Annotated in this window: 13 protein-coding genes; 9 read left to right on the forward strand and 4 right to left on the reverse strand. The window is 39.3% G+C overall.

Features of this window, described 5'->3' with window-relative positions; translation table 11 throughout:
• Positions 1-262 precede the first annotated feature (262 nt).
• Complete coding sequence (gene alaS / locus AC0N32_RS12200) at positions 263-2,866, forward strand: alanine--tRNA ligase (RefSeq protein ID WP_476394165.1); 2,604 nt, start codon at positions 263-265, stop codon at positions 2,864-2,866.
• A gap of 244 nt (positions 2,867-3,110) precedes the next feature.
• Here the strand turns inward: alaS and AC0N32_RS12205 are convergent, their stop codons facing one another.
• Positions 3,111-3,803: a hypothetical protein gene (locus tag AC0N32_RS12205; RefSeq protein WP_476394135.1), complete on the reverse strand. Its 693-nt coding sequence runs from the start codon at positions 3,801-3,803 to the stop codon at positions 3,111-3,113.
• Positions 3,804-4,682: 879 nt separating this feature from the next.
• On the opposite strand from AC0N32_RS12205, the gene AC0N32_RS12210 reads away from it, so the two are divergent.
• The 3 genes from AC0N32_RS12210 to AC0N32_RS12220 all read left to right on the forward strand — a co-directional run bounded on the left by AC0N32_RS12210 (position 4,683) and on the right by AC0N32_RS12220 (position 9,785).
• A complete protein-coding gene (locus AC0N32_RS12210; RefSeq protein ID WP_476394136.1) occupies positions 4,683-7,136 on the forward strand; it encodes a DUF5686 family protein in 2,454 nt (817 codons plus the stop codon).
• 204 nt (positions 7,137-7,340) lie between these two features.
• Positions 7,341-9,515: a hypothetical protein gene (locus AC0N32_RS12215; protein ID WP_476394137.1), complete on the forward strand. Its 2,175-nt coding sequence runs from the start codon at positions 7,341-7,343 to the stop codon at positions 9,513-9,515.
• Between the two features lie 33 nt (positions 9,516-9,548).
• On the forward strand, positions 9,549-9,785 hold the full coding sequence (locus AC0N32_RS12220; protein WP_476394138.1) for a hypothetical protein: 237 nt from the start codon (positions 9,549-9,551) through the stop codon (positions 9,783-9,785).
• Between the two features lie 179 nt (positions 9,786-9,964).
• On the opposite strand, the gene folP is transcribed toward AC0N32_RS12220, so the two are convergent.
• On the reverse strand, positions 9,965-10,738 hold the full coding sequence (gene folP, locus AC0N32_RS12225; protein ID WP_476394139.1) for a dihydropteroate synthase: 774 nt from the start codon (positions 10,736-10,738) through the stop codon (positions 9,965-9,967).
• Positions 10,739-11,075: 337 nt separating this feature from the next.
• Between folP and AC0N32_RS12230 the strand changes: the two genes are divergently transcribed.
• Genes AC0N32_RS12230 through AC0N32_RS12250 form a run of 5 tightly spaced genes read left to right on the forward strand, consistent with a single transcriptional unit; the run spans position 11,076 to position 14,261 of the window.
• Entirely contained in the window at positions 11,076-11,639 is a 564-nt protein-coding gene (locus tag AC0N32_RS12230) for a DUF1599 domain-containing protein (protein ID WP_476394140.1), read from the forward strand.
• 6 nt (positions 11,640-11,645) lie between these two features.
• Positions 11,646-12,755, forward strand: a complete 1,110-nt coding sequence (locus AC0N32_RS12235; protein ID WP_476394141.1) for a BT_3928 family protein — start codon at positions 11,646-11,648, stop codon at positions 12,753-12,755.
• A gap of 44 nt (positions 12,756-12,799) precedes the next feature.
• Positions 12,800-13,150, forward strand: coding sequence for a TerB family tellurite resistance protein (locus tag AC0N32_RS12240; RefSeq protein WP_476394142.1), 351 nt, complete (start codon positions 12,800-12,802; stop codon positions 13,148-13,150).
• A gap of 55 nt (positions 13,151-13,205) precedes the next feature.
• Positions 13,206-13,964, forward strand: a complete 759-nt coding sequence (gene tpiA, locus AC0N32_RS12245) for a triose-phosphate isomerase (RefSeq protein ID WP_476394143.1) — start codon at positions 13,206-13,208, stop codon at positions 13,962-13,964.
• 6 nt (positions 13,965-13,970) lie between these two features.
• Positions 13,971-14,261: a hypothetical protein gene (locus AC0N32_RS12250; RefSeq protein ID WP_476394144.1), complete on the forward strand. Its 291-nt coding sequence runs from the start codon at positions 13,971-13,973 to the stop codon at positions 14,259-14,261.
• A gap of 47 nt (positions 14,262-14,308) precedes the next feature.
• Here the strand turns inward: AC0N32_RS12250 and AC0N32_RS12255 are convergent, their stop codons facing one another.
• Both AC0N32_RS12255 and AC0N32_RS12260 read right to left on the reverse strand, forming a co-directional pair.
• Positions 14,309-15,574, reverse strand: a complete 1,266-nt coding sequence (locus tag AC0N32_RS12255; protein WP_476394145.1) for an esterase-like activity of phytase family protein — start codon at positions 15,572-15,574, stop codon at positions 14,309-14,311.
• Between the two features lie 129 nt (positions 15,575-15,703).
• Positions 15,704-16,252 (reverse strand): type 1 glutamine amidotransferase domain-containing protein, encoded by a 549-nt coding sequence (locus tag AC0N32_RS12260; protein WP_476394146.1) that lies wholly within the window; start codon positions 16,250-16,252, stop codon positions 15,704-15,706.
• Positions 16,253-16,646: the final 394 nt, after the last annotated feature.

Below are 16,646 nucleotides of genomic sequence, written 5' to 3' on the forward strand. Positions count from 1 at the left end.
AATATATCAGTGATAATGTCTATAACAATCATTGGATACGGAATCTGATTTTCTACATAATGATATACGAAAATAGAAGACAAATGGTTTTAATTTTTTTAAATTTTAGCTTTAAAACTTAAATTTCTTTCTATCGTAATCAGCCATCCAGAAACTCTGATTTTCAGACTTAATTAAAACACAAAAAGTATATTTTCCTATTGGATCAAAAAGATTAAATTTGCAACTTATCAAAATTGTAAAAAGCAAAGCCATAGATATGATGACATCACAAGAGATCCGTCAAAAATTTTTAGATTATTTTAAAAGCAAAGGACACCTGATCGTTCCTTCAGCTCCTATTGTGCTGAAAGACGACCCTACCCTCATGTTTTCCAACTCGGGAATGACACAGTTCAAGGACTTTTTCTTAGGATATAAAACCCCTACCGCTCCAAGAATTGCAGATACGCAAAAGTGTCTGAGAGTATCCGGAAAACACAATGATCTTGATGATGTCGGCCGCGATACCTATCACCACACCATGTTCGAGATGTTGGGAAACTGGTCTTTTGGAGATTATTTTAAAAAAGAGGCTATTGCTTTTGCCTGGGAATTGCTTACCGAAGTCTACGGAATTCCTAAAGAAAATTTATATGTAACCATTTTTGAAGGAGACGCTTCAGAAAACCTTGAAAGAGACCAGGATGCTTATGATTTCTGGAAATCCCATATTTCCGAAGACAGAATCATTAACGGAAACAAAAAAGACAATTTCTGGGAAATGGGCGAAAGCGGACCGTGTGGACCGTGCTCGGAGATCCACGTGGACCTGAGAACGCCTGAAGAAAAAGCTAAAGTTTCAGGACTGGAGCTGGTGAACAACGATCATCCCCAGGTAGTGGAAGTCTGGAACCTCGTTTTCATGGAATTCAACAGAAAAGCCGACAGAACCCTTGAAAAACTTCCTGCCCAACACGTTGATACCGGAATGGGCTTCGAACGTCTGTGCATGGCCCTTCAGGGAAAATCATCAAACTACGACACCGACGTTTTTACACCGCTTATTGCTAAAGTGGAAGAACTTTCAGGGAAAAAATACACCGGAATTTTAGAAGACGAAAAAGATATTGCCATACGTGTGGTGGTAGACCATATCAGAGCGGTTTCTTTCGCTATCGCTGACGGACAGCTGCCTTCCAACGGAGGTGCCGGATATGTAATCAGAAGAATTTTAAGAAGAGGAATTTCCTATTCTTACCGATTCTTAGGGATGAAAGAACCATTCCTTTATAAATTAGTTACTGTTTTACAAGAGCAGATGGGAACATTCTTCCCTGAGCTTGAAAAACAGGGAAAATTGGTTTCAGAAGTGATCAAAAGTGAAGAAGAATCGTTCCTCAGAACCATTGAGAACGGTCTCATCAGAGTTGAAAAACTGATTCAGCAGACGATTGCGAATAACGCGAAGGTTTTACCGACTGAAGAAGTTTTTGAATTATACGACACTTATGGTTTTCCGGATGATTTAACGAGAATTATTGCTGAAGAAAAAGGATTAACCATCGACGAAAAAGGATTTGAGCAGGCGTTAAATGAACAGAAACAACGTTCAAAAGCCGACTCTGCACAAAAAGTATATGATTGGGTGACTTTAGAGGAGAAGCCTGAAAACTTTGTAGGGTACGATAAATTTGAATCTGAAACTTACATTACAAGATACCGAAAAGTAGAAAACAAAGACGGAGAATTTTACCAGGTGGTTCTCAGCGAATCTCCTTTCTACCCTGAAGGCGGTGGCCAGGTAGGCGACAAAGGAATCCTTGAAAACGCGGTGGAAAGTTTTGAAGTTTTAGAAACAAAAAAGGAAAACGGATTGGTTATTTCATTAATCAAAGGTCTTCCTAAAGATGCAGGTGCTGTTTTCTATGCTAAAGTGAATATTTCCGAAAGAAGAAATTCACAGGCCAATCATTCCGTAACGCACTTGTTGCACGAAGCACTCAGAGAAGTTCTGGGAACCCATGTGGAACAGAAAGGATCATTTGTAGGTCCGGATTACCTTCGTTTTGACTTCTCCCATTTTAATAAAATGACCGAGGAAGAATTGACTTTGGTAGAAGATAAAGTGAATGCCAAAATCAAGGAGAGCATTGCCTTACAGGAATTCAGGAACATCCCGATTAAAGAAGCGATGGATAGAGGAGCGATGGCTTTATTCGGTGAGAAATATGGTGACAGCGTAAGAATGATCCAGTTTGGAACCTCCATGGAACTTTGCGGAGGAACCCACGTAAAAAACACCAGCGAAATCGGTCATTTCAAGATTGTTTCCGAAAGCTCTGCCGCAGCCGGAATCAGGAGGATCGAAGCCATTTCGGGAGATAAAGCCGAAGAATATTTCAAAAACCTTGAAAAGCAGTTCGCCGAGCTTTCCCAATTGCTGAAATCTAAAGATGTCGTTCGATCTGCTGAGAAATTAATCGAAGAAAATGCTGCCTTAAAATCTGAGGTCGATGCTTTGAAAAAAGAAAAAGCCAAAGGAGAGATCGGCAACTGGAAAGGAGCTTACGAGCAAAAAGGCGATAAATTACTTCTGGTAAAAAGAACTTCTTTGGATGCCGGTTCGGTAAAAGACATCGTCTTCCAGTTGAAGAAAGAAATCCCGACTTCCATTACCGTTATTCTGTCCGACGCAGACGGAAAACCAATGATTACCGTTGGCGTTTCTGATGATCTAGCCGGAATTTATCAGGCTGGAGCATTGATTAAAGATCTGGCAAAAGAAATCCAGGGCGGCGGCGGTGGAAACCCGGGCTTTGCCACAGCCGGAGGAAAAAACCTTGACGGATTGGAAAATGCGTATCAGAAAGCGTTGAATCTGTAAATTTTCAAATTACAACATAAAAAAAGCAACTGTCGTCGTGGCAGTTGCTTTTATTTTTACTGAACTTTTGTTATCAATAGAAATTCAGCCCATTTACCAGATTAAATAATACAATAGGCATTAGCCAAAATGATTTTAAGTTTGGCTAAAGCCATTATTGTAAAATTATTTTTTATAATCGGGCTAAAGCCCGACCCTATTGAACAAATACTTTTTATAAGGTATAAAATGATCATCACATTATTTACACTGGATCCACCGGTGGAGTATCCGGCTGCCCGCTTGGGGTATCATAAATAATATAATCGTTGTATTTGGCTTCGTTGGTTTCGTAGAAAATATCTTTACCGATGCCTGTATATTTGGTGAGGAGTTGATAAAGGTTGTTGAGTGCTTCGATCCGGGCTTCTGCGGCGACATCCCGATCGGAAACACCCTGGGCCTGTTGGTCTATAGCCACATCCAATGCGTTACGTTGGGTGATAAGCGTGGCGATTTTCTCTGGGGTAAGACCTTCGTTTGAAAGTTCGGAAAGGTATTTCTCTGCCGTAAGGCCCATGATCTTGGCGACCCGTACGATCTCTGCATCGCTTTGCTGACTGATCCCGGCGTCTCCAAATTCTTTGTATCTGGCACTGTAGAGCCCGAAAACATTTTCAGCCATATTAAAAATACTGCGCATGGTTTTTTCGAGGGCGTTTCTGGCGGCATCTTTCTTCTCAGTGAGATTCATTTTGATGGCTTCCAGCTGTTCATCTCCTGGAAAATCTTCTACTTTACTGCGTGCTGCTAACAGTTCATTTTTCTTATCGGAATTGTAGCCCCGGTCTTTAAATTCGGCAATATCCCTGTCGATTAAATCGATCAATTCATATGCTTTTTGTTTCAGTACAGCATCGGACATAATGAAGTCACGTTTTACCTGATTTTTTTTCATAACGGTATTGGATTTTTTTGATTAAAAATATAATTGAAGTCTAATGGATATGGATTGTTTAATAAATTCCTTTTTCTCAGGAGGCTGTAAAGCACTGAAAAATAAAACATTGTACTTGATTTCCTCTTCTAACTGGTTGATCGCTTCTTCTAACTGGTTGGTCGGCTCTTCTAACTGGTTGATTGTCTCTTCTGAACGGTTGATTACCCTTACCAAACACCTGAACGTCCTCACAAAGTGGTTGATGAGTTCTACTGAAGGCTTGAATGCCGTTTCTAACGGGTTGAAGCTGTATTCAAACTCCCTGAACCATCAAGCGGACTATTCTATTGTTTTTTTGAGGTCAGTACGTTGTGGATTATAATTTAGGCTTTTTGGTAAACCGGTAGTGCCGGAAGCCTGCGCATGAACTGCGGGATTGTTTTTAGAGATCATCATTTTGTTTTTTCTTGTTCGTGCGACAAATATAAAAATATTTTTGAATAGGATGGGATTCGGATATTAATTTTTTTTGAAAAATTAGAATGGAAAAAATTAATTTGTGAAGATCGTATTCCTTTAAAATAAATGTAGAAAGATGTGTTGCCGAAAGTATGAAAAAATCAGATCCTCACGTTCTCGATACAAAATTATTCTCCAAATAATTTTTATCCGAACCGACGTATATTAAACTGTTGTCATATTATTTACCTTTTCAGGAAGCCTTAAAATTTCTTAAATAAAATTCTTTTTTTAACCCAAATAAATTTGATTAAGTACAATAGGAAGCACAATTCTTTGACAGCCAATTGGTTTAATTTTTAACAAAAGATTATATTTTATGTTGTGGTTTTGTAACCTTCTTATCAATAGTTTTGTCATACTATTAAAAAAAGACTAATGACAAAATTTCTATTCCCGCTGTTTTTGTTCTTTACAGCAATCGTTTTCGGGCAAAGCCAGCTTAAGGTGGTCAATAAAACGGATAAGCAACCGGTTTATAACGCAGCCGTCTATTGTGATGATGCCCTGTTAGGAAAAACGGATCTCAATGGAGCTTTATCTTTTAAAACAAAATGTAAAAAAGTGGAAATCCTGGCCAGCAATTTTGAAGATGTGACGGCCGATGTAAAGAAAAACATGGAGGTCGCCATGCAGCCTCTGTCAGAGAAAAGGGGAAATATTGACCGTGTGGTGATCAATGACAAAAGTGATCCTAGGGCACTGAAAATTCTTGACGAGCTTAATAAAAGGGCCAAAGAAAATTCTCCCAAGTCTTTGGAATCCTACAATTTTAAGTCGTACGCAAAATATTCCATTGATCTGGACAAAGATTCCATTGATATCTACAAAAATTTTTTAGCCACAAGAAAAGACTCCCTTTCAAAGGTCGATCATAAAGATTTTAAGCAAAAAGAAAGCGATAAAAAAGATTCCCTGATCGCGGAAGATTTTGTGGAAGCATCGAAGGAAGGCCAGATGTTCCTTTGGGAAAAAGCCACGGAATACAAATATTCTAAAAAATACGGTGAGAAAACCAATATCCTCGACAACCGGATGTCCGGTTTTAAAAACCCGATCTATGAAGCACTGGCACTCAACGTTTCGAATCTCGACAAAACACCGAGACAGCTGAGACCGGAAAACAGGAAGCTGTTTAATTATTACCTTACCGACACCATACAGCTTGACGGAAGAAAAACATACGTGATCAAGTTTAAAGAGATCACCGACAAAAAGAAGCAGAACCCAAGGAAATTCAACGGAAAAATCTATGTAGATGCCGACAGCTATGCCCTGAAAAAATTTGAAAGTACGAGCAAAAAAAGGAATGAAGGCAATATTGTCTCGGTCTGGAAGCCCATTAACAACAAATGGTTCCTGGATTATGAAGATCTGAGGCTTAAAATGGGCGATACAAGCTTTGATACCTCTAAAAAAGATAGTGTAAAATCGGATGAGCCGAAGTACAACAAAAAGAAATTCGGCAATTACCTGTATGTAAAAAACAGATTCTTCGATTTTGAAATCGACCAGCCGCAAAAAGCTTCTGACTTTAAAGGGTATTCCCTGGAGATGAAGAATTCCGACGGAAGCCTGTTGCAGCAATACAGAACCGACAGCCTCACCACAAGGGAAAGCAATACGTACACGAAGATCGACAGCTTTGTACAGAAGCATGATTTTGAGAAAAAGCTCAATACGCTAACCCAGCTTTTAAGAGGAAACCTCCGTTATAAAATGATCGATTTTGACCTTACCAAAATCATCAGCTACAATAAATACGAGGGAATACGCCTGGGAGCGGGTTTAAAGCTTAATGAAAAGTTCAGCAAAACATTTTCTCCTGACGGATATTTCGGGTACGGATTTAAAGATCATCGCTGGAAATACGGACTCGGGCTGGATGTAAAATTGTCTGACAGAAGAACATCCGTTTTCCGTGTTGAATATGTGGATGATGTGTTTGCCGCAGGAAGATTCAGCAATCACATGTGGGATATGATGATGAGGTTATCGGACATCAACCTTGATCTTCATAATTCGACATTCTACAGAAATCAGCGATATGGCGCTTCTTTCCTCTATGATATTTCCAATTCATTAAGCATGAAAATTGCGGTGAACAAAGAAAAGCAGAATGCTCTTTTTGATTATCAGTATAAAAATATGGGCAATGCCTTCGACAATACGAATGCTGTTTTATCTTTAAAATTTGCGCCTAATGATAAAAATATCATGACCCCTTCCGGGAAATATACGTATGAAAAAGGATATCCGCAGGTCTTTTTAAATTATGAAAAAGGCTTTAAAACCTTAGGCGGAGATCTGGATTACAACCGACTGGATGCAATGCTAATTCATCAGTTCAGATCAAAATTGGGGCTGACGAACATTAAGCTTTTCGGTGGAATTTCTTCGGGAACGGCTCCGATCTGGAAAAACTTTGAAATTGCCGGACAAAATGATGCAAATATCGACCATTGGTATTCCAATATAAGCACTCCTTCCAATTTCGGATTTGCCACAATGCCTTCGGGGACTTTCTTTGCGGATAAATTTGCAGGGTTTAAAATTTCACAAGGTCTTCCTTTCAGATTCAAAACATTGGGTAAAAGATATTCCGATATCGAGCTTGAATATCAGTCGGCCATCGGTAATTTTAAAAACAGGCAAGACCACCAGTTTCAATTCCGTGCCCTGGACCATTATTACCAGGAAGCCGGACTGATGTGGAACCAGTTCCTCGGAACGAGCTTTGGGGTAGGTTTTTCCTACAGGCTGGGCTATTATCAGACCTCAGATTTTAAGGAAAATATGGGAATTAAGATCAAGTTCAATCTTTTAAACTAAATTCCGTAACCTTAAGAATGTAATATTAAACTTGTTTAAAAAACGAAATACCAAATCCCGGGAATCCCGGGATTTTTTTTGTGATTGATAATTCTTATGAAATAGGCAGTGAATATCAATGGATAAAAACTTTTACAGGAGAATAAATATTGTTAATTTTGACCTGTTTTTATGAAAGGTGTCTTATTGATTATATGTTTCTGTATGGGTATTTTTGGTTTTTCACAATCAAAAGTCACTTCTATTGAAGCTGTAGTCATCGAAGATAAAAGTGATTCCCGAGCACTTGAAATCCTGAAAAAAGTTAACCAGCAGTTCAGGGAAAATTCACCGAAGACACTGGATTCCTATTCCTATAAATCATACGAAAAAATATCTCTTGACATCGACGAGGACAGCATTACCCAATACCGGGAGTTCTTCGAAAATGCCGATGTATTCAGAAAAAAGAGGGAGAAAGATTCTCTGAACAACGTTTCTGCAAGAAAGATATTTTCAAAGAGCAAATTATTTTTGTGGGAAAGGGCTCAGGAATTTTTATACTCAAAAAAATACGGTGAAAAAATCAATATTCTCGACAACAGAATTTCCGGGCTGAAGCAGCCAATCTATGAATTGATCGCTCTTCAGCAAAGTAATCGCGACCAGCTTCCCGCCCAGCTGAAACAGGAAAACAGAGGCCTTTACAGGTTCTTTTTAACCGACACTATTGACATAGACGGAAGGAAGAACTTTGTGATCAGATTCAGGGAGGTCAACTATAAAAATCCGGATAAAAAACGAAAGTATAACGGTGCGATCTATATTGATACTGATACGTACGGCATCAAGAAAATCGAAAATTTCAGTAAAAATAAAAATGACGGCATTATTACCAGTACCTGGATTTATTTCAACAGGAAATGGTTCCTTGCCCATGAAACCGTGAAGCTGAAAATGAGCAATATGGTCATGCAGGAAGATAATAAAGACGGGCCTGAAGAAAAACGTGAGAAAAATAAGAAACAGAGCTTCGGGACTTATGCTTTTCTGACTTCGCGTTATTTTGATTATCAGTCGCCGGCTGAAAATAATAAAAATGAATTTAAAGGTTATACGTTTTCGGTAAAAAATATCGGTGGAAATACAATGGAGCAATACCGGACGGATCCATTAACAGACCGGGAAAGAAATACATATATGACCATCGACAGCCTTGGAAAAATTTACAATATAGACCGGAAAGCGAGAGTGTTGGGAGGCCTGCTCTTAAACGGACAGATCAAAATAGGGGTTGTGGACTTTGCCGTGGATGAAATCGTTAATTACAATCTATATGAAGGCTTCCGGGTCGGTCTGAAAGCTAAGCTTAATGAAAACTTCAATCCGTATTTTTCTCCCGATTATACTTTTGCCTATGGTTTTAAAGATGATAAATGGAAATACAGAATCGGGCTTGATATCAAAACCACTTTGGAAAAAGATTCCTATTTCCGGGTTGATTATTATGATGATGTGACCGCTTCCGGGGAATTTTACAGAAGACTTTGGAATTTCAAGATGAGAATGGCCAACTACGGAAACAATTTGAATAACGACCGGTATTATCGGTACAGAGGAGGTTCCGTATCTTATCTCAATGACGTGACAAACGGACTGACGCTTGTTTTTGCGGCCAGGAAAAACCTTGAAGAAGCGATGTTCGATTATTCTTTCTGGGGAAGAGGTGCTTCGTTTGATAATTTTAATACTTTATTCACCTTAAAATATTCGCCGAATTCGACCAATATCATGACACCCCAGGGAAAATCTCTGATCGACCAGAAATATCCTGAGCTGTATTTCAATTATGAGCAAAGTTATAAGTTGCTCGGCGGGGATTTTAATTATACAAGATTCGATGCGCTTTTCGTACATAATTTTAAAACCATGTTCGGAACCACCGGTTTCCGTCTTTATGGAGGAATGGTATTCGGAGGAGCTCCGATCTGGAAAAACTTTACCATGAACGGGCTTGCTTCGCCAAGAAGGGATTTTAATTTCAACCTTACTTCATTCCTGGGATTTGCCACATTGGAGGGCGGAAAATATTACAACGACCGCTTCGTTGCTTATTATTTTACGCATAAGCTGCCTTTATATTTTAAAAGTCTGGGGCAAAATATCTCGAGCTTTGATTTTGTATTGAGGGGAACCATCGGAAATATGAAATATCCTGAATACCATCAATTCATGTTCCGCCCACTGAACCACCTTTACCAGGAAGTCGGACTGGAATGGAACAATTTCCTTTCCTCCTATTTTAATCTGGGACTGTTTTACAGGGTCGGCTATTACACCACTCCGAATTTTATGCAGAACTTTGCCGTTCAGTTTAAATTAAAACTTCTGGAATTTTAATCTGAATATTATTTAAGAATCTATATCATTATCATGCAGAAAATCGAAATAAAAGCAGAACAGTTTTTCGAATTGTTAAAACTAAAAGACACCTCAATGTGGGAAATCTTTGCCCAGATGGTCGACGGAAATGAGAAGGAAATCATTTTCCTGGACCATGATGATAAAATACTGTTCAACTACTTCCTTCCGCAGGATCAGGAAAAGCTTGAAGAAGACCGGAAAGAATTCTCGAAGCAGTTTGCGGATAAACTTGCGAACATGAATTGAGTTGGAGGGTTTGAGAGTTGGAGGGTTGTAGGGTTTGAGGGCCTGAGAGATTATGGGTTTGAGGGTTTTGCGAAAGAGTGAGCTGTTTTGCCTGGTATTAACTATAAAATTTTTAAATAATAGATTAACGCTTCTACACTAAAACTCTCATACGTTCTCACGCTAAAACACTCCCACTCTCAAACCCTATTACTCTTAAACAGATCAACCGTTTTCCTAGCTTCCGCAACGTCGTGAACGCGTAAGATTCTTGCGCCCTGCTCCAGGACTTTCAGGTGCAGTTTCTGGGTTTCTTCATTGATATCAAGAGCAGATTTCCCAAGGGGCTTATAAATAAATGATTTTCTGGAAATCCCTATTAATAAAGGAAATTTACCAAATCCGAGGTACTTCACTTCATCGATCATTTTGATCTGATCTTCCACCTTTTTCCCAAAACCGAAGCCGGGATCAAGAATGATATCCGTAACACCTTTGCTTAATAATTCAGTAGTCTTTTCAGAAAAATAACGGTTGACAGAAAGGGTGATGTCTACAAAATTTATCTTGTCATGCATCGTTTCATAGGAAGGATTGACATGCATAAGAATATAAGGAAGTTTTGTTTCGGCAGCTGTATCGAACATCTTTTCATCATAATGTCCTCCTGAAATATCGTTGATGATATCAATGCCTTCATTAAAACCGTATTTTACCGTTTCAGCATAAAAAGTATCCAGGGAAATCAATGCTTCGGGAAACTCTTTTTTGATCATCGAAATAATATTTCCTAGTCTCCGGATCTCTTCCTTTGAGCTCAGAAATTCAGCGTGAGGACGTGTCGACTGCGGTCCAATGTCTATAATTTCGGCTCCTTCTTTGAGCATTTTGTGCACTTGTTCCCATGCTGCTTTTTCAGTATTAAATTTTCCGCCGTCCGAAAATGAATCCGGTGTAAGGTTGAGGATTCCCATAATTCTCGGCACCGACAAATCTACTAGCTTTCCATTACAATTGATTGAATGGAAAGATTTAGGGTTTAAAGAACCAGATAGTGAAGATACTTGTAAGCCAGATAAATTCTGATGAGACATAACTACAATTAACTGAAAAATTATTGTACAAAAATAAAATAAAAGAATAAAAATGTTCTTATTCAAACACGTTATTCAAAAAAATCCAATCTTCCTTGTGTTCGGCTCTGCTTTAAAACACTTCACCCTTTTACAATCATACTCTCCAGCAAAAAACTAAGCCCTGATTTCTGCTACCTAAAACCTAATTCGTATATTTGAAAGATTAAGAGAATTTATGTCAGATACATCAGTACAGTTTGAGAACATTATCAGTCAGTGCCGTGAGCTTTTCAGCAAAAAACTACAGGATTACGGCCCGGCCTGGAGAGTTTTACGACCGAGCTCTATTACCGATCAGATTTACATTAAAGTCAACAGGATCCGCACCCTGCAGATGACCGACAAGAAAATGGTGGATGAAAGCGAAGAGGATGAATTCGTCGCCATTATCAATTATTCCATTATTGGACTTATCCAACTGGAAAAGGGCTTTTCAAATGATTTTAACGAAAACAAAGAAGAGATTCTCAATCTTTATGACAAGTATTCTACCGAAGCCAGACAATTGATGGAGCGCAAGAACCATGATTATGGAGAAGCCTGGAGAGATATGCGGATATCTTCGATCACGGATCTTATTTATCAGAAAGTACTAAGAACAAAACAAATAGAAGACAACCAGGGCGTAACCGTAGTATCCGAAGGCCTGGATGCCAACTATTTCGATATGCTGAACTATTCTGTTTTCTGTCTCATCAAATTCTCTGAAAAAGAAACTAAGGTTGAATCCAAAAACTAATTTTATATGTTCAAAGGTTTATTACGTTTAATTATTGCGGTTATTTTTATCCTTTCGGGATTTGTAAAGGCGGTCGATCTGGTCGGTTTTTCCTTTAAAATGGAAGAATACTTCTCCCCTGCGGTCTTCAACATGCCTTTTCTTGAAAAATTTGCGCTGTTGTTTTCAGTCATTGTGGTGATTCTTGAACTTTTGCTGGGTTTTATGCTTTTACTTAAGCTCAAACTGAAATTTACCCTTTCCGCTTTAATTGCATTGTGCATATTCTTTGGATTTTTAACGTTTTACTCGGCCTATTTTAATGTGGTAACGGATTGCGGATGTTTTGGCGATGCCATTAAATTCACTCCATGGCAAAGCTTTATAAAGGATATCGTGCTTCTGTTCGGCTTAATTATTTTATTCATCCTGTACAGGAAAGAATTTAAGAAAAAAGATCATTACAGCTACGGAGAGAAAAAAGATTCCGATAATGTCCGGTATATCATTTTGGCTGTATTTTCTGTGGTTATGCTCGGAATCGGCGCCTATGGAATTTTATACGAGCCGGTTATTGATTTCCGTGATTATAAAATCGGGACAGATTTAAAAGCTGAGAAAGAAAAAATCAATAAAAACCCATCCGAATATAAAACGTTCTATTCTCTTAAAAACCAGAAGACAGGAGAAATACTGAAAGTAAACCAGGACGATTATATCAAGGAAACAAAATACTGGGCAGAAGGATCGCCCTGGAAAATTGAAGAAGGAAAAAACGAATCGCTTTTGGTAAAAGAAGGCTATAAGTCTGAGATCGTAAAATTCAAAATTGAAGATCCTTCCGGAATGGATATGACTGAAGAAGTAATCAACGCGCCAAAAGCAATCCTTGTATTCTCTTATCATCCAAAAGAAGTTTCTCCGGACTTGCTGAAGCAGGTAGAAGCTAAGGTGAAAGCGCAGAAAGCCAATGTCGTGTACGGGGTATCAACAGATCCGAACACCTTTAAAACCATTAAAAATATGATGATGGATGGTACTGCCATTAAAACAATCGCAAGAAGCAATCCTTTTGTCCTTGTTTTGCAGAACGGAAAAATTGTCGATAAACAGCCGGCAAAAGAATACATCAAATAATTCTTGTCTAAATCTAAACACTAAAATTTAATTATATCTTACTCATGCAGAAATCAAATAAACCGATTGCCGGATACCATTTATTGATGATCTTATCCTCGGTAGACGGAGAATTTGCTCCGGAAGAAGGGATGCTTGTACAACAGTATCTGGCAGACGAATTTCCCTTTAAAATGGATCTTGATAACGAGCTTGAAACCATAGCTTTGCTAAAGCCTGAAGAATGGAAAAGCCATTTTGAATTCCATGCTAACTGTTTTTATGATGATTCTACGGAAGAGGAACGCCTTAGCTTCATCCAGTTTGCCAAAACGCTGATCAAAGCAGACAATAAAGTAACCGACGAAGAGCATTCTTACTATACGCTTTTAAAAAAAATCTGGAATATTAATTAATTGAGAAGTTAGAAATTTACTTTTCTAACATATACCTTCTAAAATAAAAGAAACTATGAGAAGAAAAATAGTTGCAGGAAACTGGAAAATGAACAAAAATGTAATTGACGCACAACAATTGATGGTTCAGTTACTAAGCTATAAAAACAATAATAATACTAATTGCGAAGTCTGGATCGCACCACCGTCTTTATATCTGATGATGGCTAAAGATATCTTCGAGAAAGATGAGATCGGTGTCCTTGCACAGGATATGAGCGAGCACGAAAGCGGAGCTTACACCGGAGAAATTTCTGCGGATATGCTGGAATCTATTGATGCTGCCGGCTCTCTGATCGGGCATTCTGAAAGAAGACAATATCACGGGGAAACAGATTCTCATTGCAATAAAAAAGTAAAACTGGCTTTGGATAAAGGTCTGATCCCGGTGTACTGTAATGGTGAAACTTTAGAGCAGAGAAAAGCAGGACAGCATTTTGAAGTGGTAAAAAATCAGACGGAAGTTGCCCTGTTCACGCTTTCTGCAGAGGAAATCAAAAAAGTAGTAATCGCTTACGAGCCGGTTTGGGCTATCGGGACCGGTGAAACGGCAACTCCGGAACAGGCACAGGAAATTCATGCCCATATCAGAAGTATCATTGCCGCAAAGTACGGACAGGAAGTTGCCGATGAGGTTTCTATTCTTTATGGAGGTTCCGTGAAACCAGATAATGCCAAAGAAATTTTCTCACAGCCTGATATCGATGGAGGACTGATCGGAGGAGCAGCATTGAAACTGGAGGATTTCTCAAAAATTATCGAGGCTTTTAATTAAGAGCAAGTGAAAAAGTTCGTTCTTTTATTTTTCGGGATCCTCTTATTTGATATCCTGTATATTTTGGTATATGATAATTTTTTGATGGGTGTAAAACCGGATTTCCTTTATTATCCTTTAATGATGATCAAGTATTTTGTGAGCTCTCCGGCTATTTACTTTGACAGGCTCTTGCCGTTTTATGCTCCTATTCCCACGTATCAGTCATTGCTGATATTTATGGGAAATGTTTTGATACAGACACTTTTGATCTACACCATCTTTTTTAAAAGGAAAAGAACGAATCAGAGAATATAGAAATAAAATGGCGGCATCTTCGATGCCGCCATTTTTGCAAAATCTAATTACTGAATATCGACTATATACATCGTTCCTTTGTCCTGTTTACCTGTTTTAGGAAGAATCTTTGTTTTGGGATTTCCGTTTCCGTCATCGGCAACCCCGAAATCATCATCGTTGAAAACGGCCAGCTTGTTGTTTCCGAGATAAACAATTCCTTCAAATTTATCGTGTTCATACCCTATTTTGGCGACAAGATCTACCGCCAATGTTTTGGTAACAGGCTGATATCCTGCGGTGGTAATTTCAGCCCAGGTACATTCTTCCAGCGCCTTGCCGTTGATCTTCATGCCGTCTACAGCAGCCGGATCAGTTCCTGATACATCGGAAGCGTTGGCAATATTGATTCTGTATACCTTCTTTAGTCCACCTGCAGAACCGAAGTTTCCGTCTCTTTCGATCACCAGGAATTCAGTATTGCTGATGGGAGTGATCTCGCATACAGAGTCTGAAGCACCACCATCCTGTTTATACAGATATTGTTTTGTCTTGCCCGTGGCAAGATCGAAAGTCACGATTCTTGTGAGTGTCTTATTGGTCGCCAGAGCCTTGGTCGGAACATACATGGTAGATTGTATGGTTCCCACCAGCATTTTTCCGTCCGGTGTCATACACATCCCCTCCATTCCGCGGTTGGGGCGTCTTTTCGCAAAAACAGCAGGAAGCTTTCTCGTACCCGTATTTACTCCGATAGGGCTGATTCTTTCCAGCTCTACTCCTTCTGCACTGTAGTGAACGATGTGCGGACCATATTCATCGGAAACCCAGAATGTTCCGTCTGCAGCTGCGACAATACTTTCGCTGTCGAGCCCATAATTGTCAGTTCCCAGCACACTACCGTCCGCAGCATAGGCCGTTTCTCCCGTACTTCCCATTCCCAAAGGGTTTGGAAGCCCCGTAATCGGCTGGCCGGAAGGATTTTTAAGCTTGATATATTTAATGACTTCAATATTTCCTTCTGCATTAATTCTGAAATGCATAATCGTCGGGGTGAAGTTGGGAACCAGAATTTTGATCCCGTTAGAATAGGCGACATTCGGACCCCGGTCGGTGATGGCGTAGAATTCACCCTTTTTCGTTGGGTGTGCACTGGCGCCGGATCCGAAACCTCCGTTGATCACATTAACGCCATTGATCGTTGCCAATGTGGTGAATGGAAACTCCTGAGGGAGCTTTGAATAATTTACATCCTGATCATTTTCATGATCCTCACTGTTGTTGCAGGCTGTAAGAGCAGCAATGGCCAACAGGGATAACAAGATTTTTTTCATGTTTACTTTATTGGATGCGAATTTAACGGTTGATTGTAAACTGATCTTGAATGAAATGATAATTGTACTTTAAATAAAAAAAGACCCGGACAATGATCCGGGCCTTGATAAGTTTAATGATGATCGACTTTATGTAGTCTGTTCTTCATGTTTTCCTTCTTTGATTTCCTCTACCATTTTGGCGTTGAATGCCGGAAGATCTTTTGGGGTACGGCTGGTCACAAGACCGTTGTCTACAACCACTTCGCTGTCTTCCCATTGTGCACCTGCGTTTTTAAGATCTTTGCTGATAGAATCAACAGAAGTCATATTTCTGCCTTCCACTACCTCAGCGTTGATAAGGATCTGTGGTCCGTGGCAAATCGCTGCTACCGGTTTATGCTGCTGAAAGAAATCTCTTACAAAAGAGAGTGCGGTTTCATTAGTTCTCAGCTGATCGGGGTTGATCACACCTCCTGGAAGAACCAAAGCATCGTAATCTGAAGCGCTTGCTTCTTCGAGGGATTTGTCAACCGGATATTCTTTTCCCCAGTCTTTTTCGGCCCACGCTTTTATGGATCCGGATTCCGGGCTGATGATGTGTGCCGTCCAGCCCTGCTGTTCCAAATGTTCTTTTGGAGATTTCAATTCGCTTTCTTCAAAACCGTTCGTTGCTAAAATTGCAATTTTCTTTGACATAATGTTTGTGATTTAAGTGTTCTGCGGTTTTAAGTGTAAAAATGATGCCGTTGCGGATGATTCAAGTGATAAAATTTGTTAAATATCGTGAAGGCAGATTGCAGACTATATCACTTAGAAGGCTAAGGTGGTAACGCTTAAGCAGCTAAATGGGTAACACTTAGGAGGCTAATCGAGTATCCCTTAGGTAGCTAAGTGACATCCACTTAATTATACTACGGAGAACAAAACAAGAGTTTAAGCTTACAGTAGGTTTTGGCTTAAACCTGACTTTCCTCAATTCAGTAAATGGGCTGAAGCCCATTCCTGTTGATCAACATTACAAAATTTCTCTCATTTGAAATAGAATTTATAACGATAACGACTATCCTAGCCCGGATAGAAACGGTTACCC

This window comes from Chryseobacterium endophyticum, assembly GCF_056333165.1.